Raw genomic sequence first — 22,165 nt, forward strand, 5'->3', positions numbered from 1 at the left:
ATGTTCCTTTTATTTTTGAGCATGATCAATTTAAATTGATGATTCTAATCAATGCATAACAAATGATCCTGCACAAACTAATTTTATTTGCTCTTATTATTGTTTCATGTAATGCCTTAGCACAACAAAAGCATACAGAACCTACCTCTCCATATTGGGAAATCACGAATAGAAAAAGTATTGTTTGGGATATAACTAAAGAAAAAAGGCTTCCCCATAAGGAAAATATAGAAATGGCAGGCAAAAATGTAGCTTCCATTATCTACTACAAAATTGACGAAAACAAAAAATTATCTATTACAAAAGATGTTATCTTCCCTCAACTTAGAACATATAATAAGTCAAATGAACCTGACTGGAAGAAATATAGAGCGTATTTCAGAAAAAGCATCTCAGATCAAATCGCTCCTTCTATTGCCTATAAAAACAAAATTATAGTCCCATCTACAGTAGATTCTGTTGAAATTGGTGGCATGCTTACTTTTTATCACACCCCAGTAGAAGACTTACAAATTATAAAGACGATATACCCATCTATGGAGGACAGGTATATTGTAGAACGATGGGAAATAAAAAATGTTAGTCAGGTCATCAAAGAATTATCTATTTCGAATTGTAAATTAAAACAAAGTGAAGTCGGTTATAAAGGTGAGTATACTTTTGAGATGTTTAGTGATGCTTCAGAACAACTTAACTTATCTCCTGGCACATCTTATAGTTTCCCTGTGTATTATGGAGCTACTCTAAATAAAGAAAAAACCATAAATTTTGATTTTAGAAAAGCAGAGCAACAGAGAAAAGATTTTCTGTCTACAATGCAAAACAATCTTGTCTTAGAAACTCCTGACAAAACAATTAATACGCTTTTCTATTTTTCAAAAATACGAGCTTCAGAAAGCATATTTAACTCCTCTATGGGACTTGTACATTCTCCGGGAGGTGGAAACTATTATGTTGGTATTTGGGCCAATGACCAAGTAGAATATAGTGGCCCTTTTTTTCCTTACTTAGGATATCAAACAGGAAATATAGCGGCCTATAATACTTATATTCATTTTCAGAAAAATATACCCGCAGATACTGCTGCAATTGCATATGCTTTTGAAGTTGATGGAAATTTTGAGATGGATCATCTTGATCGTGGTGATGCTGCAATGATTGCCTATGGAGCATCGCATTATGCATTGGCTTCTGGTAATCAAAAAACAGCCAGCGAATTATGGCCTTTAATTTCCTGGAGTTTAGAATACTGCCATAACCATAGAAATGCATCTGGTGCAGTACTATCAGAGTCTGATGAAATGGAAGGACGAATAGCAACTGGTACTGCAAATTTATCCACCTCTACATTGTATTATGGAGGATTAAAATATGGTATTCGTCTAGCTGAAGAGCAAAACATGAAAGATTTAGCAAAAACCTATAAAGCTCGTTTGTCGGCAATGAAAAATGTCATCAACGACTATTTTGGTGCTACATTAGAAGGTCTTGAGACCTATAAATATTTTGATGAAAACAAACATCTACGACATTGGATATGCCTTCCTTTAAGTATGGGGATTACCTCTCGAAAAAAAGGAACTATAGATGCTCTATTAGGTAAGTTATGGACAGAAAATGGTGTTTTGGTAGAATTTAAGCATGAGACTAATACTGACTCTACTACTTTCTGGGATAGAGCTACATTATATGCCTTACAAGGAGTCATGAAAGTGGGTGAGACCGATAGAGGCTTTAAAAAATTAAGGAGTTTTTCAGAAAAACGACTATTAGGTGACCATGTGCCTTACGTTGTAGAAGCATATCCTGAAAATAATATGAAGCATCTCTCTGCCGAAAGTGCTTTGTATTGTAGGATTATTACCGAAGGGTTATTGGGATTAGAACCTTTAGGTTTCAACAAAATAAAAATCACCCCGTCTTTGCCAAAGACATGGGATCATCTTAAACTACAAGACATTGCATTATTTGGACAAAAAACAGATATTCTACTGTCTCGAGACCTTAAAAGATTAAGATTAAAAGTTATATGTAATGAAAAAATCATTTTTGACGAAAGTATAAAACCTAATACTGAACTCTCTATAATATTACCTGCCAAAAATTAACAGTGTTATGAAGATTTTTGATGCTCATTTTCATATTATCAATCCAGACTTTCCATTAGTAGAAAATAATGGGTATTTACCTCCTGCTTTTACTGTCGAAAATTACAAACAACAAACTAAAGAATTTAATAGTGTTGGTGGTGCAATTGTATCTGGTTCTTTTCAAGCTTTTGATCAGGAATATCTCATACACGCACTTCAGAAAGTAGGTAATAACTATGTAGGTGTTGCAAATATTCCTTTTAATCTTGCTGATGAAGAATTAAGGAGATTACAAAACTCGAATATTGTTGCTGTTCGATTTAACCTTAAAAGAGGTGGTTCTGAAACTATAGATAAATTGCCACAATTGTCAAACAAGCTCTTTGACGATTATGGATGGCATACCGAACTCTATGTAGATGCTAAAAATCTTAAGGAATTAAACCCTCTACTATCAAAAATTCAAAAATTCTCTATTGATCATCTTGGTTTATCCAAGGAGGGATTACCAGAACTATATGCATGGGTAGAAAAAGGAGTTCGGGTAAAAGCTACTGGGTTTGGACGAGTTAATTTTAACCCTATTCCTGTCATGAGACAGATTTATGATATCAACCCTAAAGCATTATTGTTTGGGACTGACTTACCATCAACAAGAGCAAAAATACCATTCTCTCAAAAAGACATCAATATCATAATAGACAATTTCTCGATGTCAGAACAGGAAAATATTTTTTATAAAAATGCTCAACAATGGTATAATAAATCCGGACATTTTTAAAATATTATGAATTGCTGACATACCGTTGTCATTATCCCATTTTACTTTTACATCAAACCAAATAATGGATCATAATGGCAGAATTGCTTAAAAATATTTACACTCGCGAGTTTTTTGAAACCTTTACAAATTCACTTCAAAAAATAGTTCCAAATTTTAATACCTCTTCTTTCTTTAAACATATTTTCAATACCGAATGGGAACATAAAGAATTAAAACAACGCATGAGACATATTGTGATTGCTTTACAACATCATCTCTCACCCGAATACTCTAAAAATGTAACTACGATTATTCAGGTCATTGATCAACTTCAAAAAGACGGTGTTAAAGAGAATAGTTTAGAATACATGTTTTTTCCTGATTTTATAGAATATTATGGTATTTGTGAGTACGATATTTCTATAGCTGCAATTGAGAAAATCACCCAGTTTACAAGCTGTGAATTTGCTATTCGCCCTTTTATCTTAACATTTCCAAATAAAGGAATACAACAAATGATAACATGGTCTCAGCACAAACATCCTATGGTACGAAGATTATCCTCTGAAGGGTGCAGACCCCGATTACCTTGGGCTATGGCACTTCCATTTCTAAAAAAAGACCCTACTCAAATCCTTCCGATTTTAAAACGTTTAAAAAATGATGAGTCCGAATCTGTTCGAAGAAGTGTAGCCAATAATCTAAATGACATTTCAAAAGATAATCCAGATATCGTTATTAACCTTGCATATAACTGGTATAGTAAATCAAAAAACACCGATTGGTTAGTTAAACATGCCTGTAGAACCTTACTAAAACAGGGAAATATAAAAACAATGAAACTATTTGGATATGGAGCCATTCATAATATCAAAATAGAAGATTTAAAGATTCATACTCCAAAGGTGAAAATAGGGAGCGTACTAGATTTTACATTTGAGCTTCATAATATTGGTAATTCATCATCCAAATTACGATTAGAATATGGTTTATATTATCAAAAAGCAAATGGGAGCTTATCTAAAAAAGTTTTTAAAATAAGTGAAAAAATATATCCTGCAAAATCATCAACAGTAATCGATAGAAAACAATCTTTTAAAGTAATTACCACCCGAAAATTTCATATAGGGTTGCATCGATTATCAATCATTATTAATGGTCATGAATTAGAAAAATACGATTTTGAACTTATTATGTAAGAGATCGTTTATCAAAATCATAACTCAACAATCTGACAAAATCATAATTCTGTCAGACGATTTCATCATTTAAAAAGGTTTTCAAAATCATTAATCGTTACTTAGCTTTTTAGGTATTAATATTAGTGAAAATCGAGATTGTGAAAAAAAGGATATTCTATTTTTTTAAAAGGCTTTTAATTGTAATTTTTTTGGGAATTACAATCATCATTGTAGCCATATTATGGCCTTTACCAAAACTTAAAGTCCCTCAGGAACATAATGTTATACTAATCAAATCTATCAATATCATTGATGTAAAAACAGGAGCCGTTATTCCTGATTACGATATACTTATCAAAAAGAATATCATTACCAGGATTGACAGTATAATACACCCCAGGCAACAATACTTTATAATTGACGGAACAGATAAATATATCATCCCCGGATTATGGAATATGCATACTCATTCTACACAACATTCGGCGTGGTTACATCATCCACTTTATATTGCTAATGGAGTCACTGGTATCAGAGATATGTCTGGACAGCTTAACAAAAAAGATAGTTATTGGGCTGGTACCAAAGAACGTTTACAGTGGAACAAAGAATTAGCACAACACACTCGAATTACTCCTAGATATGTACTGCAAAGCAGTTATCAAATGGATGGAGAATCTTCTGTCCCCAGTGATTTTCCAGAGTTTTTCAAACTAAAAGAAGAACGAGATATTAAACCTTTATTGGAGTTTTATCAAAATGAAAATACTGACTTTATTAAAGTGTATATGCAAATCCCTCCTAAATCTTATCGTAAACTTGCTCTCGAAGCTCCAAAATACGGAATGCATATTGCCGGACATAAACCTATACATATATCCCTGAAAGAAGCAATACAATTGGGACAACGTAGTTTTGAACATGGTCGCATTTTTATGTATGATTGTTTTCCTGGAGCGGATAGTTTAAGAACTTTGAAAACCTGGAAAGCCTTTTACACAAAATCAAAGCCTTTAATGGTTTCAGATTTTAACAAAGAAAAAGCAATACGACTTATGAACCTTATGAAAGAAAAGAATGCACATTGGGTTCCAACATTACAAACTCTTAAATCTGATGCATTCGCTCATGTTTCAACATTTACAGATGATCCAAACGTAAAATATGTTCCTACACTAAAACGAAAATTATGGTGGAATCCGGGGATCAAAAAAGCAGCTAAAAAAAATAAAGCTCCAGAAAGTCAAGATGAGAATCTAAATTTTTATCGTGCTTCACAACAACATGTAAAGATGGCCCATCAACAAGGGGTTCCAATTATGGCAGGGACTGATGTAACAGATGTTAATGTTTTTGCTGGTTTTAGTTTACATACAGAACTTGAAGATTTAACAAAAAGTGGATTATCCAACCTCGAGGCTTTACAAACTGCTACAATAACTCCAGCAAAATATTGCGGATTAGAAAGTAAATATGGTACAATTGCCATCGGGAAAACCGCAGATTTGGTTATTTTAAATCAAAATCCATTAGAAAGTATAACAAATACTAAAAAGATATATGGGGTTTTATTGGATGGAATATTTTATGATGCTAATGATATAAAAGAATTGAAAGAATTTACTGCTTCCCTTGCCTCAACTTTCCACATGAATATTAAAGTGGCATTCAGTTTAATTAGTAGCCCATTAATACGTGTCCAGCTTGCAGATTAAATAAAAAAAGCCTGTATATTAACTACACAGGCTTTTCTTTTTTTACAGGAGTTAGGTTAGTTTGTGGATTGCATCCTCGAATAAATAAACTTAAGGGTAGTATCATCTCCCACATCGGGATCATTGTATACTACAGTAATCTCTAAGTTACCATCTTTAAGAATTGCATCAGACTTTGTAAATGATAATAAATTCTTTTTTTCATAGGAAAAATAATATCCTCCATCAGATTCTTCTTTCCATCCACCTCTGGTTTCTTCTGTGTGTTTTATACACTCTCCACCAGTACCAAAATCCTCATAATAGCTGTTCTCGACAAATTTGCGAGTCACTAGAACCTCTAGTGTTGTCAATTTTTCGCAAGGAGAAAGAGGAAATTCCTTAAAAGGCGTGTCCTCTCCTTCATTACTGAATTCTTGCTGTAATTGCCATGTGCCTATTATAGTTGCATTGGAAGTATTTGCATCATTGCTTCCGCAGGAATACATTCCAAAAAATAATACAACACTTAGCAAAGCATAAGTAGGTAATAGTTTGTTCATATGTTGTATTTCCAATTACAGATACAAAAATCAGAAAAATACTTCTGATTAACAAATAATTAACGTTAAAAAGTGCATTTTATCGATATTTAATGTTTTTTGTCGATATAAATTATAGTTCATTACACTTATGATCAATTAAATTTGTATCTATGTTCTAACTTTTTGGTTCATCATTTAATTTCGAAACTACTCACTATTAAAAACTAACTATGATTATTTTTTTCGGAACACATTCGATACGAATAAAAACATACACATACAAAGAATTAGGTCTGGATGAAAAATATAGTGGCTTAAAGTTTCAACTATATCAAAACTTCTTTTTTATATTCTTTATCCCGGTGTTTCCGATAACCAAATTTTGGAAAGTAAAAAATAGTCTTACAAATAAAGAAGTAAGTACTGATGCTGAGTTACGCACGCAACTAAATCTGGTTACAGCCAGAAAAAAAACTCCGTATTGGGCTTATACTGGTTTTTTTATACTTATTACCCCTGTTCTCTTTTTAGTTGGGTTATTGTTACTTAATCTCACTCAGGAAATAACCAGGTCTGCAGAAAAAGGAATTGAATCTATCGAAAGAAGAAAAGAAAATGATAAACTTAATGAAGAGACCATTGACCTCATTAAAAATCCTGAAGTAGGCGATCTATATCATATAAAAATGATAGAAATGATTCCGAAAAAAGACGTTAACGGAAAAAGAAAAGGTTTTAAAAAGGGAGAAAGAGAAGAGTTAGAATATGAATTAACACAATTTTCGATTGATAGTTTAACTCTAAAACTAACTAAAATTCCTAATTACTTTGCAGCAGACTTAACACTTAAAGATGATGTAAAAGTTTCTGGTAAAGATCTTATTACTATTGCAGATAGTTTTAAAACGTTATATCTGTATGAGACTATTGACGGTTCAGAAGCCGTATTTGCAATACAAAAGATTGATCGTACCGATCAATAGTTATTTTACCAAAATCCCACGTTGATCCATTACAGGAAGATCTCGAAAAGCATTTTCGTTAATCGTATTTTTTCTAAAAACGTATTTTTTATCATATAACTTACTCTCTACAAAGAATGTGACCGAAAATTCATTATTCATTTCTAGAAGTTCCTCCTGAAGCATTTCAATTTTGGCAGAAGATTTAGCTTCTATAGTTCCTATGCCATGTCTCAACATAGAAGTTTTTCGTTTATCATCATATCCTTTGGTAACCACTAATACCATTTCTATAGTAGTATCCAAATCATTAATAATATAAGAATTCCAGCTTTTTGCCAAAAATTCTTCATCCCATTCTTTGACCACGGCTATATATACACCTGTTACAACTGGTATTTCTATGTCTTCCTTCATGATTAAAAGCCGATTATACTATAATGCAGATTTAAACTGTTCTAAGAAGCGAATATCATTTTCGCTAAGCATACGAATATCTGAAATCCCATATAACAATAATGCTATACGATCAATTCCCATTCCAAAAGCAAAACCGCTATACTCTTCTGGATCAATACCACAATTCTTAAGTACATTAGGATCCACCATTCCGCAACCCATAATTTCTAACCAACCTGTCCCTTTGGTCATTTTATAATCGGTTTCGGTTTCTAACCCCCAATATACATCTACCTCTGCACTGGGTTCGGTAAATGGGAAATAGGATGGTCGTAACCTGATCTTAGATTTACCAAACATCTCGGTGGTAAAATACTGTAAGGTTTGCTTTAAGTCTGCAAACGATACATCTTTATCAATATACAATCCTTCTACTTGATGGAAAAAACAATGCGATCTTGCAGAAATTGCCTCATTACGATATACTCTTCCTGGTGAGATTGTTCTGATCGGTGGTTTATTATTTTCCATATATCGTACTTGAACAGATGAAGTATGTGTTCTTAGCAAAATATCTGGATCTGTTTGAATAAAAAATGTATCCTGCATATCACGAGCAGGGTGATACTCTGGCAAATTTAAAGCTGTAAAATTATGCCAGTCATCTTCTATTTCTGGTCCTTCACTTACATTAAATCCGATACGGGAGAAAATATCAATAATTTGATTTTTCACCAAAGAAATAGGATGACGCGATCCAACATTAATAGGCTCTGCTGGTCGTGTAAGATCTCCATAAATCCCCTTTTCTTGTTCATTAGATTCTAATTCATCTTTCAGAGATTTCACCTTACCTTCTGCAGCTACCTTAAGTGCATTAATTGCCTGTCCAAATTCTCTTTTCTGATCGCTGGCTACATTTCTGAATTCTGAAAAAAATTCATTAATTAGTCCTTTTTTACCAGAAAATTTAATTCTAAATGCCTCTACATCTTCTTTGGTTTTGGCTTTGAATGCATCTACCTCTGCTATATATTCTTTAATCTTGTCTATCATCACTATTTTCTTAATAGAAGGGCAAATTTACGTAATTTAGGTTAAGTTAGGATAGCACATTCAGCTATTTTGATCTCTATTCTTTTTCAAATACAAAAAGTGTCCATTTCAGAACATTTTTTAGCATTAAAAGTTTAATAATCCTTTGTTTCTTAAACTACTAGATAGAAAAAGAAAAAACATATCCCAGCCCTTCTTTTTGAGGCTCTAAAACTAAATTTTACAGAAAAATATGATTAACTCTAATCTATATCGATTATTTATAACCCTAGGTGGTCCATTTTATTCTTTTCGTATCTACTATCTTCTGCTGGATATCTTAAAATTTCTTCAAAATCCCCAGAATCTTTTGCTAATGCCCAGATTAGACTTTCACCTGCATGATTTGGGCTTTTATTAAAAATTGGATCTTTATATGCTTCTTCTGCAGGGATTATATTCCATCCTTTTTCTTTAAACATTTGTATTAAATCATCTAGAAATAATGCTGCGGTTAAATTATGATGCAATAGTAATGTATGATTAATATGTCTACCAGTCATTTTATAAGAAAGGTTTTCATAAAACGTGGCTCTTTCGAAAATATGCTGGAGATAAAAATTTTTGAACCCTTCTATATTTGCATCAGAATTTTCTTTTAGTCTCTTTCTTAATCGACTATCAATATACCAATCGGAAGCATCTATAGTAACATGCCCATTTTTATATTTTTTTTCTTTCAAAAATTGACGAATACTATCTACTTTTCCTTGAGTATTCCCTTCCTTTAAATATGGAAATCTAAATAGCCTGATATAGTTGCTATAACTATTAATCACTTTATCAGTTTTAATTAATTCTTGAGAAAAATCATTAAAACTAACCTTCTCACTATTATAGTACGGATGTGTATATGTATGGTTTCCTATTCTATGTCCTTTTTCATTCCAGCTATTTAATAAAAATTTTCCGTTTTCATCTATTTTATTCTTTCCTGTTACAAAGAAAATTGTCTTGATATTTGCTTTTTCAAGATGACCCAGTAACATCGCATTCCAATCTTTAAAAGAATATCCACATCGATCTTCTGTAATACCATCGTCAAAAGTAAAACTTATCGTAGGTTGCGATATCATCTTTATAGAGATCAATAAGATGATAAATAAAAGTATGTTTTTCACTAGTCTTAAATTATGAAGAATTATTAATTTTATCGAAAGCTTATTTTAGTTCTTCACCAACATATCCTTTTGTATTATTTGTTCTCCCTGAAACTCAAATCTATCTTCTATAGAAAAAACGGTACCTGCTTCATTTATTTCACATGAATAATAAGGTTCTTCATCACCTTCTGTAATACTATATTTATTGTTTCCAAGGTTTTTCCATGTACCAACAGCTTCATGCGAGAACTCACAGCTATTATTTGCAATCCTCTGAAAAGTAGATTTTAAAGTTCCGTCTGCCATAAAGACGACAGTATTTGTTTTGAAGCAATCATCCAACTCAGTTGTTGATCCATTTTGAACCCGTTCAGAAAGTGTCCATTTTCCTATAATGAGGTCTTGAGATCCTGCATCGTCGTCATCAGAGCTACAGGAAACAAAAAGCGTAAAAAAAATTGCTATACTTACTAGAGTAAAATTTTTCATGAATTTATATTGATTTTGTGGTTGATATGTGTATTGGTTATTTTATAGACAGAGGATAATTCTTATATTTTTAATTCCATTTCATATTGGTCTACCGTGTTTTTAAGACCTATAGCATTTAAATACTTTAGTTTATTATCAAGTCTGTCATCTACATTATTAATTTTTACGGTATTTGAAATAGCCTTAATTCCTGAAAATAAACGATCCCAACTCGACTGATTTTCACATAAAACATCAAACTGAGCCAAATAACCGTTAGAGGAGTTAATAATAAAATAGGATTCTGGAATATTATCTTTTATAATTTGAATGTAACGATAATCTCCATTTTTGATTGAATTTTTATGATTATCCCAAGAATAGAATTCTTGATGGGGTATACTGTCCCAATTCATTTGGTCATAGGTTATTTCTTTTAAATCAATATTACCAATATCTTGCTTTTGTAACTCTCCCTTAAAGCACTTATAATGTTTACACTTTTGAAAACCAATACTTTCATAGGATTTAATAGCAACAATATTATCTTGTATTACTTCCAAAGAACATTTGGTAATATGCTGCCGTTTTAAATCTTCAATAGCATACTTATAAATAGATTTTGCGATTCTTTTTCCTCTGTATTCAGGAAGTACTCCTGTTCCTGTATTAAAAGCGATGACTTCTCCATTTCGTTCATCAATGCCATGAATAATAAATCCAATAAGGATATCATTATCGAACATCCCATATGACAAATCATAACGAACCTTGGCATTCTTCCACCTTTTTTTATAATACTGAAAATCAGTTGGCATTTCGACAAAATAATTTTTAAACGAAGCCAGAAAGCAATTCATTATCGATTCGAATGGTACATTTTCTAAGGTTTTAACTGTCATGTATCTAATCAATTATAAGGTTTTGTTTTTTGTACTTGCACAAACAAAAATACTAGTCCTTAGATACAATTTATATTGAGATTTGTTAATCTTAGCATAATATATTACAATCCTAATTGCCTTCTTAAAATTGAATACGGTAACAATCCTCTTTTTAAAATATTTCTATGAAATTCTTTAAGGTCAAACTTTTTATTTTTTTCGAGTTCTGATTTCCATTTAAGAATTTTATTTGATCCATATTTATAGGTAATAACTTGTACAGGCCATCTTTTCATTCTATTGATTTCTCGAAAAGCAATATCATCCTGCCCCTTAATGTGTTGTTGCCAAAATTCTAAAGCCTTTTGATCACTCCAACCATAATAATTTAATCCAACGTCCAGCACGACTCTTACTGAACGGATAATATCCCATTCCCATTTTCCTAATTCATCATATATATTTTGATACGCTCCTATTTCATTACCTAATTCTTCTATATATGCTGCCCATCCTTCTCCGACTCCTCTATATCTAAATATCTTTTGTATTTCAGAACGTGATGTAGATGACTCAACCATGATTTGATAATGATGCCCTGGCATTGCTTCATGAATATATAACCATCCCACCTGTCTTTTATTAAAAGGAGTATTGAAATAATTATAATAAAAAGTACCCTCACTATAAAAACCAGGTACTTGAGATAAATTTTTATTAGTGCCACGTTTTATGCTTACTTCTGGTACATTATCCAAAAACGGAAACAATTCTGGCAATTTCTTTGACACTTGCTTTTTGACTTTCAAAAAACGCTGTTGAATAGTATCAATATTGGTATAAAAAAATGTAGAGTCCTTGATATACGTACTAAAAGTAAGGCTATCCATACCAGATTTAACTTGTATAGCTTTCATCCTGGATGTAACCTTTGCTATTTCTTTTATTCCCAGAGCATAAATTTCCTCTGGCGTTGTTTCCTTGTCTACCCATTTTTTTAAGAAATATGCATACCACTCTTTTCCATAAGGGACATCGAATATTTTGGTTTCAGGAATACTATCTTCTTCTCTATTCAACCATTTTTTCTCAATATCTATTCTATGACGATTAAGTTGACATTCATAAAGCATCAAATCATAATCCAATTTAGCATGATCTGGCAATTGATTTTTATTTATTTTTTGAAGTGCATGTTCTAAAGCACTAAACATTGCTTCTTGTGCATGAACGGATTTCTGGCTTTTAATATTTTTAATATTATCTACAAAGGAAAGTTGAAGTGAAGGAAGATTAAATTTTTTGTAATCCTTTATGAATTTATTGGTAATCTCATCCCATTCAGTAGATTGACCGTCGACTTTATATTGACAACCCAATAAAATAACTGCACATACTAAACCTATAATTTTTATAGAAAAATTATCTCCTTTCAAACTATTTTTTTGATTTTTCAAACCTATTTCTTTAATCACAAGAATAAGATGAATATTCTAATATGATTTGTATCATCTTGCTATTTTATATAACGAGAAGGAGAAATTTTATAATACTTCTTAAATCGTTTAGAAAATAAAGCTAAATCTGTATACCCCAATTGATAAGCTATAGATGTTAAAGAAATATGATCTTTAAGGATAAGCTCTTTGGCTTTTTTCATTCTCAATTGTTCCTGCATCTCTAAGGGAGTCATTTTAAAACAATTCTTAAAAACTCTTGCAAAATGAAATTTTGAAATTCCTGATACCTCAGCTAATACCTTTAATGTTATTTTATGTGTATAATACCTATGGATATATTCTCTTGCTTTAAAAAGCTTAGAAATCAAGAGTTTTTGTGTCTCTACTCTCTTTGTTATACACTGTACTGCATTTCCAATTATATTCATTTCTCTATGAAAACCAAGTAAATCTTCTTTAAAATCATGAATAATATTTACAGCGTCTTTCTTAAAATCAAAAATAGAAAAAGCATTAGAAAAATTATTTAAGGATGTACCTAATTGTGTTGATAATACTCCTGAAAATGGTTGATTAAACAGCAAATCATTATCTAAAAAATCTGATACTTCAATATTTAGTAATTCTGGGTTGATATCTAGACAGCAACCTCCAGTGTATATGTTTTTAGCAAACATTGTATAGTTTACATCTTCTCTCAAAATGATGAACTGTCCTTTATGTACATCTAATTGACCTGTATTAACATCATAGGATTCCTTTCCTTCAATAACATATTTTAAAGCTATTCCGGTAGTTTTTCCTTTATATTTAATAGAGGTATTAGATTGAGAAATATTAATTTTCCCAAAATTAGAATCTTGATATTTGGTTTGGTTATCGATACTCTTGTATGCTAAAAACTATTATAAATCCTAACACAAGATACTAAAACCAATATTTTTATACGATGTATTGGCTAATCAAAAAATAATTCACAATAGCTTCTTTCATCAATACCGATTGTTCTCCAGCCTTTAGATTGGGTAATTGTTCTTTGACTTTATAGTGTGGCCATCCCTGATCATCATAGAAATCAAATTCGTAGTATCCATATGGTTCTAAAAGACGACATATTGCAATATGCATCAAGTCTAATTTTTCATCTTTTTTAAATTTGCGATGAATCTGACCCAATTCCTGAACACCTATAAGATATATGATACCGTCCAGATCTAAATCTTCTCCTTCTGAAAACTGATCAGAAAGTTTTTGTACCAGATTATCCCATCGTTCCTTTAATTTTTCATCTCTTGCCATATGCCTCAGTCAATTATTGTTATCTATTATCCATAAGATAATTGGTAAAAATCCCGTTTTTTTGTTGGATTAATTCAACTCATTTTCTTATACTTTTTTACTCCACAAGAAAAAGAATACTAAAAAAGTTAAGCGTTACAAAAGTAACGCTTAACCAAAAAAAACTGATATAAATAAAGGGGAAATCTTACAATTTCCATAGAATGCCTATTCCTGCATATTGATTCCTATAATTTCTGAAGGAACGAGCATCTATATCTGTATAATTTGTACTTCTTATTCTGGAATTTATTTTGGCTGTTATCGAAAAACCATTGCCAATATCATGAGAAGCATTTACACCAAAGTTTGCATATTCATAGGTAAGTTTTTCTCCTATTCTCCCATCGGTATTCCTTGCTTCAATACTTGAGTAGTTTCTGGTAATAAATGAAAACGAACCGTTTATCATTGTCTTTGCACTCTTATATTTTAGAAGTATTCCCGGGCCAAATTGATTAAACCCAGAACGGTCTGTAGAATTATCCACTCGAGTATAATAGGTTAAGGTTGGTTTTATTTGGAACTGTTCACTAAAAGGTAACTGATAAAACAACGTAGCCTTAACATAGTCCCAATCTCTTTCTCCATCGGTTATGACCTCACTTGCATTAAAAGTATCATACAATCTCTTCTTTGCATATGCATTAATCCCTAATTTATGTTTTAATTTACCTACTTTAAAAGTCTGAACATTAGACACCTCTAAGCCGAATTCATCAAACTGTAAATCCCTAATTCCAAAAGCATCAAAATCTTTAAAATTATAGAATACTTTTGTAATCAATTTGTTATTGACAAAAGGATTAAAATCAACACCTGCATTAACTCCGTATAACGTATACCCTAATGGATTAATCAAAACATCCTGATCTCCACCTAACCCTTCTCTATTCATTCGTATAAGTTTAGTTTCTGCCAAAAGCTTAACGTTTTTATTAAACTTATAATCATATTTTGCCCTAAGGTTTGCGCTCCAATAGCTATCATCAATATTTTCATAGAATATTCTTGCCGATGGTTTTACAAAAAAGCGTATTCTATTTTTCCTATCCCACTTATTTGTATATATATAATTGGCCGAAATATCTTGATAAATACTACTTGCAATCAAATCTTCTTTGGTTAAAACACTATCGTTTACTCGTACTTCTTCTGGACTTTTGAAATAATTATATTCATATCCTCCTTGGGTTTCTGCGTTAAAAACATGCTTACTTTGTGAGAAACTTAATGTGTGTATTACAATTGTAATTACTATAGATATTATAATTCTTGTTTTCATATTTTTTTGTTTTGTGACTTTGCAGTAGTTGTCCTGCACTTGCTGATAGGCAAATGAAATTCTACAAACAAAAATTAATCGCTTTAGTCTTTTTTGTAGTAAGGATTAGTTTTGTTTTTTACTATTTTTTTATTGATTATTTACTTTAGATAGCGTGTTTAATTACTTCTTTTAACCCTGTTTTATTTACGAGTTGAATCCCAAGTCCAGGTCTAACATTGATTTCCATGATTTGTGGTCCCTTGTTTTTATCGATTACAATATCAATACCCAGATAGTTGAGAGGGAATGCTTTAGCAGTGGCCACAGCTATTTCCAAAATTTCTTTCCAATACGGTATGGGGGCACCGTTGACCAAAAAAGTACTATCTGGGTGATGATTGCTATATTTTTTACCATCATATACTTCTAACAATCTTCCTTCTTGCATATCAACTCCAATACCCACTCCATTTTGATGAAGATTTGCTTTACCATCAGATTTTTCTGTAGGCATTCTTAGCATTCCCATTAACGGAATACTGTTTAAGGTAATAATTCTAAAATCTGGTACTCCAGAAGGGTATATTTCCTGAAAAAACGGATGTGGTTCTATACATTCTTCAATAAGTACTCGATCATGAGATCCTAATGAGAAAAAACCCATAATAATAGATGCCATATGCTGAAATATTTCACGATCAGAAATGATCTCACCGCTACTCATCCAATTTCCTTCTTTATCCTTTTTGAGAATTTTAATTCCTCCTCCTCCACAACCATTTGCGGGTTTTATAGCTAAAGCTTTGTATTTTTTACAAGATTCCCACGCACTTTTTATATCACTATTATATTCGATCACTGCGTATGTTTTTGCACATGGAATGTCGTTTTTATGTAGTACTTCTTTAGTTAATACTTTATCATCAGCCAGAGGATAGTACTTCTTAGGGTTATTAGGATAAATGAGTCTTATATTTCTTTCATTTAACCCAATCACATTTGATGCAGAAGCAGACTTTTTATTGAAGATTATTGAGAACATAATGATATTTTTAATTTGTTTTTTTCGTTTGTTTGTTATAGAACAGGCTACTTTATATTTACCCTACCAAAAAGTTGATTTTTATTTTTCGGGCTCCAAAAGAGGCCTGAATCTTACTAATTCTACCCATCTTATTCCAATATATCTGCCTAAAAATGTTGCTGATCCAATAATTATAAGAACAATCTCTGGAAATAAAATCAAGATAGAGGGTAACCATGACAATGAGAGAATCAGGTAAGAAATTGAAGTAGCAATTAATGTTTGGAATAATTTATCTATTGCTTTTATGTATCCATCTTCTAGAGTAGAACGAGAAAAACGTTCTGTGGCGATTGTAAGAATGATGATAGGAAAAAACGTAAGTTTTGTTAACCAATCTATATCATTCTTTATTCCAAAATGAGTAGCAATAAGGATTACAGACACCATTATCGTTAATGATATAACCAGTTTTGGTGTATATAACAGTCCTAATTTATCAAAAGGATAGGATATTAATCCAATAAACATAATGAGACCTACAAAAATTGCAATCCCAGAAACATAACCGGTATGTAGTAACGAAAATGCTATTAATACTGGTAAGAATACTCCAAAGGTCTTCAGTCCAACTATATTTCTTAGAAAAGCTACTAATAATCCTCCTATAGGCAATAGCAATAATAATCTTAGAGATCCCATAGGAATCACTTTTTTATCTACCAATGTCCAAAGTGAAAATCCTGGTAAATTATTAAGTTCTTCAGAATTCATTTTTAAAAACGATACATGATTTACTTCTTTAATTTCATAAGTATAATCAAACTGAATCCCCGGAGTATGTGTAATTAATGATTTATCTCCATGATACAATTCTAAATAATTTGCTGGCAGATATGCAAAATGATTGTTTAAAGCATCAAAAGGAACCCAATTTTCATTAATGAATACTTCTGCCCAGGCATGTGATGTTCTTTTATCCGCATTTTCAACGATAATTCCTCCTTTGACTCTAGCGGGATACCCCAGGCTTCTACTTAGTGCCACGAACAATCTACTCTTCCCATTACAAGAAGCTCTGTTCTGTTCTATAGTGGTTATAGCATCGGTTAACGTAATAATGGGAGCAGAAGGGATCCCATATACATAATCAAAAATATTTTTAATAACTTCTCTATCGTTTTTAACATTTTGACTTAACCGAGTTGCCAGTGTTCTAATAATTTCATCCCCAGATTGAATATTGGTTGTTGGGTTTAAATATTCTATGATATGATTCACATGTTTTTCTGAAACCAAATCAAATTTTTGAGGAACCTTAAACCCTTTAGCTTTTCCTGCAAAAGTAAATTCATAATCTACCGAATTATAGGTGTCTTTATTTTTAGTTTTCCAGATAGCCCTTATGTTTTTATGCTCCTCCTCTTTCTTACTAAAAAAAAGTGCCGTATCATTTTTTATTTTTTCTTCAGAAATTCTTTGTCTAGAATTGCTCCTTGGCAAGTATGTTTTTAATGACGTCTCTCTATCTGAGGATTTAAAAAAGAATCTATATTTTATGGTGTAGACTTTCTCTGGGTTAAAATTATCATAATGATCAAGAATGGGGTTTATTTTAAAGCCAATTGAAGTTATAGCAATTGCTATAATTATAATTAATGCGATTGTAAGATTTGTTTTGGAATTCATAATCAGTTATTTTTGGGTAATAACAGGTAGAATTGATTTCACCCTACCTCGAATCGAAAAAAAATTCTTTTTATATGGTGCAATTCTCTAAATCTGTTTGTGAACAACCTGTTTTCACCAAACTATTTGAAACACATGCAGAGGATATTAGAAATTTTGCCTACTATAAATGTGGAGATAGAGATCAAGCAGAAGATCTCATGCAAGAAGCCTTTATAAAACTCTGGCATAACTGTAAAAAAGTAATCTTCGAAAAAGCAAAAGGTTTCTTATGTACGGTAGCAAACAATTTATTTCTTAATCAAGTTGCGCATAAAAAAGTTAGGTTAGAATACTCAAAAATTCCCCGAAGTAATCGAAATGTAGAATCCCCTGATTTTGTAATGGAAGAAAAAGAGTTTATGGATAAACTTCAAAATGCTATTGGTGGTCTTTCTGATGGTCAGCGAGAAGTTTTTCTATTAAATCGTATCAATAAAAAAACATATAATGAAATAGCTGATATGCTTGATATTTCAGTTAAAGCTGTAGAAAAGAGAATGCATAATGCATTAAAAGAATTAAGAAAGTTGGTAAAAAATATATAAAGCTAAGTAGGGTAATTTAAAACTCACCTGTTTTTTTGTTATAGGAGATAGAAAATATGCTTAATGAAAATGAAAATACATATCTAGCAAAGTGGTTGAATAATGATCTCAATGCTGAAGAACTCGAGGAGTTAAAAAAACTTCCCGAATACGACGATTATGAAAAAATCATTGAAGGGCTCGAATATTTTCATACACCTTCATTTGATACTCAGCGTTCGTTAGCAACTACGCTAGGTAAGATTTATCAGCCTAAAAAGGCAAAGTTAATACATCTAAAACCAATTGTGTACGCTATTTCGGCGGCGGCTTCGATAGTATTAATTATTGGGATTTTCTTTAATAAAGTAACCTATTCAACAGATCCCGGAAAACAATTAGCTATAACATTACCCGATGGAAGTTCTGTTGATCTAAATGCTGCTTCTACACTAACTCATCAACGGTTTTTCTGGTCAAAAAACAGAGAAGTCTTTTTACAAGGTGAAGCTTATTTTAAAGTAACTTCTGGAACAAATTTTGCTGTCTCAACGTCAATAGGAAAAGTCGAAGTATTAGGAACTCAATTTAATGTAAAAGGTAGATCAAATGAATTTGAAGTTGGCTGTTATGAAGGAAAAGTAAGAGTTGCAACTCAAGATAATCAGCAAAAAATATTGGAAAAAGGTCAAGGAGTCTCCTTACAAAATAAAAAACTTATAGATAAGGTGATTAATGATTCTGAACCCTTATGGAAAAACAGGGAAAGTGTTTTTAACAGCATTCCGCTAAAAGATGTTCTTGATGAGTTAGAAATACAATACAATATCACTTTTAGACGGGACAAAATTGATCAAAACCAATTGTTTACAGGAGGATTTAATTATGATGATCTCAATATTGCACTCGAATCTGTATTAGTTCCTATGGGTATTAATTATGTTGTAAATGGAAATACTGTATCGCTTTCTCCCCTATAATTATTAATCATATAGTAACCAAACACACAAAATCATTTAATAATCTTTACGTTTTAGAATCATACTAAAACTAAAAACCGTACTATGAAAAAAACGCTGCTACTATTCTTTTTTTGTGTTTACTCTCTTCAAGCACAAGTGACCAAAGATTATAAAGAAGCGCCTTTACAAGATGTACTCAAAGAAATATCAGAATCGTATGGACTTATTTTTTCTTTTAGTAACGAAACCGTGAAAAATAAAATAATCACTCTTGCTATTAATAACACGCCAATAGACGAAATTTTAACTACACTAAAAGTACTTACTAATCTTAATTTTAAAAAAATATCAGACCGACAAGTAATCGTTAGTGCACCTAATAATAAAGTAGAGGTGTGCGGATATCTCTTTGATGAAACGACTAACGAGCCTCTATCTTATGCATCAATAATTATAGAAAGTAGTAAAACAGGAACCATAGCAAATGACGACGGGTTCTTTCAACTTGGAAATATAGACCTTGATGACACGATCTCTATACAATATGTTGGATATAAAAATAAAACAATGAATGCTTCTTCTTTTAAAGCATCCAGTTGTCCTAGAATACCTCTTTTTGCAGAAAGCACTTCATTAGAAGAAGTTCTCATTGTAGAATATATAACCAAAGGAATCGATAAAAAAATTGATGGATCCTTGGGAATTTTAAATGAAGAACTTGGTATTCTCCCAGGTCAAAGTGAGCCTGATATTTTACAAAGCATTCAATTGATTCCCGGGATAAATAGTCCCGACGAATCCGCATCCGGAATACAAATACGTGGAGGTTCGTCTGATCAGAATCTTATTCTTTGGGATGATATTAAAATGTATAATACAGGCCATTTATTTGGAATGATTTCTGCGTTTAACCCTAATGTTGTTAAAAATGTGAAAATCTTTAAAGGAGGAGCAGATCCAAAATATGGCGATAGAGTTTCTGGAGTAATTGATATCTCTAGTGATCAGAACGTACCCGAAAAATTTAATGGTGGCGCTGGTATTAATGGCACTCACGCAGATGCCTTTATGAAAATCCCTGTATCCAACAGGATAGGATTGATCGTCTCTGGCAGGAGGTCTTATACAGATTTCTTAGAAACACCGACCTATACTGCACTTTCAGAAAAAGTGTTTCAAAATACAAAGATAGTACAAGGAGTAAACCAAGTATCTCCGGGAGATGAAGAGGATGAAGAAGATGAAGAAGACATCGGAGAAAATGATTTTTTCTTTTATGATGCTACTGCAAAACTCATTATTGATGCTGGCAAAAATGACAAAATTATGGTGAGTAGTCTGTATACAAATAATGATCTCAAGTTTGAAATTAATGATGATGAAGATCTTATCACTGATGATCTGGAGATCACAAACGAAGGAGCTAGCTTTTCTTGGGTTGGCACTAACAAAGGTCGTTTTCATCACAGCCTAAAAGCTTATTTTTCTAAATTCGATTCTGATTATCAATTTTCTGAACAGCAAGAACAAATCATCGAAGAACAATCTATTAGAAAAAACACAGTCGAAGATATTGGGCTAGATCTTAATATCACATATGATCTTAATACAAAAAATTCACTAACGCTTGGTTATCAATTTTCTGATAATGAAGTGTTTTATGTGGTTACAAGAGAAAGTGAATTTGAAAACCCAATAAATGAATCTGATAGAGTACAAAATAAGGCAAATTCTATGTATGCAAATTATAAATTCTCTCCAGAGAATAAGGGTTTTATTAATTTGGGAGTAAGAACATCTCATTATTCTGTATTAGATAAATTCTATATAGAGCCCCGAGTAAACATAGAATATCCTATTACAGATTTTCTAAGAATAAAAGCAACAGGAGAACTTAGATATCAACCGATTAGTCAATTAGTAGAATTTGAAGACACACAACTTCGTTTGGAGAATAATCTATGGATACATGCCAACGATGAAGTCCCTGTATTAGAAAGCACTCAATTCTCTGGAGGGGTTTTATTTTCTAAAAATGATTGGAATTTTGAGATCGATGGATATTACAAAAACATAGATGGCCTTACATCTGTAACTAATGGTTTTAATACCATTAATAATGATTTATCTGTTGGGAAAAGCGCTATTTTTGGAGTGGATGTACTTCTAAAAAAGAAGATCAAAAACTATAGAATCTGGTTGGGTTATACCTTTAATGATATTGAATTTACCTTTCCTGAAATACAGGAAGCTTCTTTTCCGGGCAACAATGATATCACACATAATTTTAGAATCTCTAATACATTTGAAATTAATAATTGGGAACTTTCGGCAGGTTGGTTATGGAGGTCTGGAGCTCCTTTTACCGATGCAGACCTTGTAAATGAAGAAATTGAATTTGGAGCAGCTAACGCAGAACGGTTAAAAGAATACCATAGATTAGATATCTCTGCTATTTATAGATTCAATCTTAGTAAGACCGGGAATTGGAAAGGTCAATTTGGAGCTTCAATACGAAATGTATATAATAGACAAATTCCTATTTCAATAAGTTATCGATTAGATGACAATCCGAGTACAGGAGAAATAGAATTAGATCAACTTCGACAAGAGTCCTTGGGTATAACTCCTAATCTTGTTTTTAGAGTATCTTTTTAAAAACGATGTATTAG

The 22,165-nt window shown here is 31.7% G+C and carries 20 protein-coding genes; 8 read left to right on the plus strand and 12 right to left on the minus strand.

Annotated elements, in window-relative coordinates; genetic code table 11:
- Positions 1-62: 62 nt before the first annotated feature.
- The 4 genes from DK442_RS11810 to DK442_RS11825 all read left to right on the plus strand — a co-directional run bounded on the left by DK442_RS11810 (position 63) and on the right by DK442_RS11825 (position 5,749).
- Positions 63-2,108, plus strand: coding sequence for a six-hairpin glycosidase-like protein (locus DK442_RS11810; RefSeq protein WP_109436088.1), 2,046 nt, complete (start codon positions 63-65; stop codon positions 2,106-2,108).
- 7 nt (positions 2,109-2,115) lie between these two features.
- Entirely contained in the window at positions 2,116-2,871 is a 756-nt protein-coding gene (locus tag DK442_RS11815; RefSeq protein ID WP_109436089.1) for an amidohydrolase, read from the plus strand.
- Between the two features lie 74 nt (positions 2,872-2,945).
- Positions 2,946-4,052, plus strand: a complete 1,107-nt coding sequence (locus DK442_RS11820) for a DNA alkylation repair protein (RefSeq protein ID WP_109436090.1) — start codon at positions 2,946-2,948, stop codon at positions 4,050-4,052.
- Positions 4,053-4,243: 191 nt separating this feature from the next.
- Positions 4,244-5,749, plus strand: a complete 1,506-nt coding sequence (locus tag DK442_RS11825) for an amidohydrolase family protein (RefSeq protein WP_160114142.1) — start codon at positions 4,244-4,246, stop codon at positions 5,747-5,749.
- Between the two features lie 56 nt (positions 5,750-5,805).
- Here DK442_RS11825 and DK442_RS11830 read toward each other — a convergent pair whose 3' ends face one another.
- A complete protein-coding gene (locus tag DK442_RS11830) occupies positions 5,806-6,291 on the minus strand; it encodes a hypothetical protein (protein WP_109436092.1) in 486 nt (161 codons plus the stop codon).
- A gap of 212 nt (positions 6,292-6,503) precedes the next feature.
- Between DK442_RS11830 and DK442_RS11835 the strand changes: the two genes are divergently transcribed.
- Entirely contained in the window at positions 6,504-7,256 is a 753-nt protein-coding gene (locus DK442_RS11835) for a hypothetical protein (RefSeq protein WP_109436093.1), read from the plus strand.
- On the opposite strand, the gene DK442_RS11840 is transcribed toward DK442_RS11835, so the two are convergent.
- The 11 genes from DK442_RS11840 to DK442_RS11890 form a co-directional block, all read right to left on the minus strand.
- Complete coding sequence (locus tag DK442_RS11840; protein ID WP_109436094.1) at positions 7,257-7,652, minus strand: hypothetical protein; 396 nt, start codon at positions 7,650-7,652, stop codon at positions 7,257-7,259.
- 18 nt (positions 7,653-7,670) lie between these two features.
- On the minus strand, positions 7,671-8,690 hold the full coding sequence (pheS, locus tag DK442_RS11845; protein ID WP_109436095.1) for a phenylalanine--tRNA ligase subunit alpha: 1,020 nt from the start codon (positions 8,688-8,690) through the stop codon (positions 7,671-7,673).
- A gap of 260 nt (positions 8,691-8,950) precedes the next feature.
- Positions 8,951-9,850: a polysaccharide deacetylase family protein gene (locus DK442_RS11850; protein WP_160114143.1), complete on the minus strand. Its 900-nt coding sequence runs from the start codon at positions 9,848-9,850 to the stop codon at positions 8,951-8,953.
- Positions 9,851-9,895: 45 nt separating this feature from the next.
- A complete protein-coding gene (locus DK442_RS11855; RefSeq protein ID WP_109436097.1) occupies positions 9,896-10,321 on the minus strand; it encodes a lipocalin family protein in 426 nt (141 codons plus the stop codon).
- 62 nt (positions 10,322-10,383) lie between these two features.
- Entirely contained in the window at positions 10,384-11,205 is an 822-nt protein-coding gene (locus DK442_RS11860; RefSeq protein WP_109436098.1) for a GNAT family N-acetyltransferase, read from the minus strand.
- Between the two features lie 104 nt (positions 11,206-11,309).
- Positions 11,310-12,644, minus strand: coding sequence for a DUF885 domain-containing protein (locus DK442_RS11865; protein ID WP_160114144.1), 1,335 nt, complete (start codon positions 12,642-12,644; stop codon positions 11,310-11,312).
- A gap of 59 nt (positions 12,645-12,703) precedes the next feature.
- The gene (locus DK442_RS11870) at positions 12,704-13,324 is read right to left on the minus strand and encodes an AraC family transcriptional regulator (RefSeq protein WP_109436100.1); all 621 of its coding nucleotides are present in this window, start codon (positions 13,322-13,324) and stop codon (positions 12,704-12,706) included.
- Positions 13,325-13,589: 265 nt separating this feature from the next.
- The gene (locus DK442_RS11875; RefSeq protein WP_109436101.1) at positions 13,590-13,946 is read right to left on the minus strand and encodes a hypothetical protein; all 357 of its coding nucleotides are present in this window, start codon (positions 13,944-13,946) and stop codon (positions 13,590-13,592) included.
- A gap of 187 nt (positions 13,947-14,133) precedes the next feature.
- The gene (locus tag DK442_RS11880; RefSeq protein ID WP_160114145.1) at positions 14,134-15,270 is read right to left on the minus strand and encodes a hypothetical protein; all 1,137 of its coding nucleotides are present in this window, start codon (positions 15,268-15,270) and stop codon (positions 14,134-14,136) included.
- Between the two features lie 145 nt (positions 15,271-15,415).
- Entirely contained in the window at positions 15,416-16,294 is an 879-nt protein-coding gene (locus DK442_RS11885; protein ID WP_109436103.1) for a sugar-transfer associated ATP-grasp domain-containing protein, read from the minus strand.
- Between the two features lie 81 nt (positions 16,295-16,375).
- Entirely contained in the window at positions 16,376-17,965 is a 1,590-nt protein-coding gene (locus DK442_RS11890) for a 7TM domain-containing protein (protein ID WP_109436104.1), read from the minus strand.
- A 74-nt stretch (positions 17,966-18,039) separates the two neighbouring features.
- Here DK442_RS11890 and DK442_RS11895 point away from each other — a divergent pair, with 74 nt between their 5' ends.
- The 3 genes from DK442_RS11895 (at position 18,040) to DK442_RS11905 (ending at position 22,151) form a co-directional block, all read left to right on the plus strand.
- A complete protein-coding gene (locus DK442_RS11895) occupies positions 18,040-18,552 on the plus strand; it encodes an RNA polymerase sigma factor (RefSeq protein WP_109436105.1) in 513 nt (170 codons plus the stop codon).
- Between the two features lie 56 nt (positions 18,553-18,608).
- Entirely contained in the window at positions 18,609-19,511 is a 903-nt protein-coding gene (locus DK442_RS11900; protein WP_109436106.1) for a FecR family protein, read from the plus strand.
- A gap of 84 nt (positions 19,512-19,595) precedes the next feature.
- The gene (locus DK442_RS11905) at positions 19,596-22,151 is read left to right on the plus strand and encodes a TonB-dependent receptor domain-containing protein (protein WP_109436107.1); all 2,556 of its coding nucleotides are present in this window, start codon (positions 19,596-19,598) and stop codon (positions 22,149-22,151) included.
- Positions 22,152-22,165: the final 14 nt, after the last annotated feature.

This window comes from Aquimarina sp. AU119, assembly GCF_900312735.1.
In the GTDB taxonomy this organism is placed as follows: Bacteria; Bacteroidota; Bacteroidia; order Flavobacteriales; family Flavobacteriaceae; genus Aquimarina; species Aquimarina algiphila.

What these genes read in the sequence shown, in the direction of transcription:
- DK442_RS11810 (WP_109436088.1), top strand. Translation starts at nt 63, where the DNA reads ATGATCCTGCACAAACTAATTTTATTTGCTCTTATTATTGTTTCATGT.
- DK442_RS11815 (WP_109436089.1), top strand. Translation starts at nt 2,116, where the DNA reads ATGAAGATTTTTGATGCTCATTTTCATATTATCAATCCAGACTTTCCA.
- DK442_RS11820 (WP_109436090.1), top strand. Translation starts at nt 2,946, where the DNA reads ATGGCAGAATTGCTTAAAAATATTTACACTCGCGAGTTTTTTGAAACC.
- DK442_RS11830 (WP_109436092.1), bottom strand. Translation starts at nt 6,291, where the DNA reads ATGAACAAACTATTACCTACTTATGCTTTGCTAAGTGTTGTATTATTT.
- DK442_RS11835 (WP_109436093.1), top strand. Translation starts at nt 6,504, where the DNA reads ATGATTATTTTTTTCGGAACACATTCGATACGAATAAAAACATACACA.
- DK442_RS11840 (WP_109436094.1), bottom strand. Translation starts at nt 7,652, where the DNA reads ATGAAGGAAGACATAGAAATACCAGTTGTAACAGGTGTATATATAGCC.
- pheS (WP_109436095.1), bottom strand. Translation starts at nt 8,690, where the DNA reads ATGATAGACAAGATTAAAGAATATATAGCAGAGGTAGATGCATTCAAA.
- DK442_RS11855 (WP_109436097.1), bottom strand. Translation starts at nt 10,321, where the DNA reads ATGAAAAATTTTACTCTAGTAAGTATAGCAATTTTTTTTACGCTTTTT.
- DK442_RS11860 (WP_109436098.1), bottom strand. Translation starts at nt 11,205, where the DNA reads ATGACAGTTAAAACCTTAGAAAATGTACCATTCGAATCGATAATGAAT.
- DK442_RS11870 (WP_109436100.1), bottom strand. Translation starts at nt 13,324, where the DNA reads ATGTTTGCTAAAAACATATACACTGGAGGTTGCTGTCTAGATATCAAC.
- DK442_RS11875 (WP_109436101.1), bottom strand. Translation starts at nt 13,946, where the DNA reads ATGGCAAGAGATGAAAAATTAAAGGAACGATGGGATAATCTGGTACAA.
- DK442_RS11880 (WP_160114145.1), bottom strand. Translation starts at nt 15,270, where the DNA reads ATGAAAACAAGAATTATAATATCTATAGTAATTACAATTGTAATACAC.
- DK442_RS11885 (WP_109436103.1), bottom strand. Translation starts at nt 16,294, where the DNA reads ATGTTCTCAATAATCTTCAATAAAAAGTCTGCTTCTGCATCAAATGTG.
- DK442_RS11890 (WP_109436104.1), bottom strand. Translation starts at nt 17,965, where the DNA reads ATGAATTCCAAAACAAATCTTACAATCGCATTAATTATAATTATAGCA.
- DK442_RS11895 (WP_109436105.1), top strand. Translation starts at nt 18,040, where the DNA reads ATGGTGCAATTCTCTAAATCTGTTTGTGAACAACCTGTTTTCACCAAA.
- DK442_RS11900 (WP_109436106.1), top strand. Translation starts at nt 18,609, where the DNA reads ATGCTTAATGAAAATGAAAATACATATCTAGCAAAGTGGTTGAATAAT.
- DK442_RS11905 (WP_109436107.1), top strand. Translation starts at nt 19,596, where the DNA reads ATGAAAAAAACGCTGCTACTATTCTTTTTTTGTGTTTACTCTCTTCAA.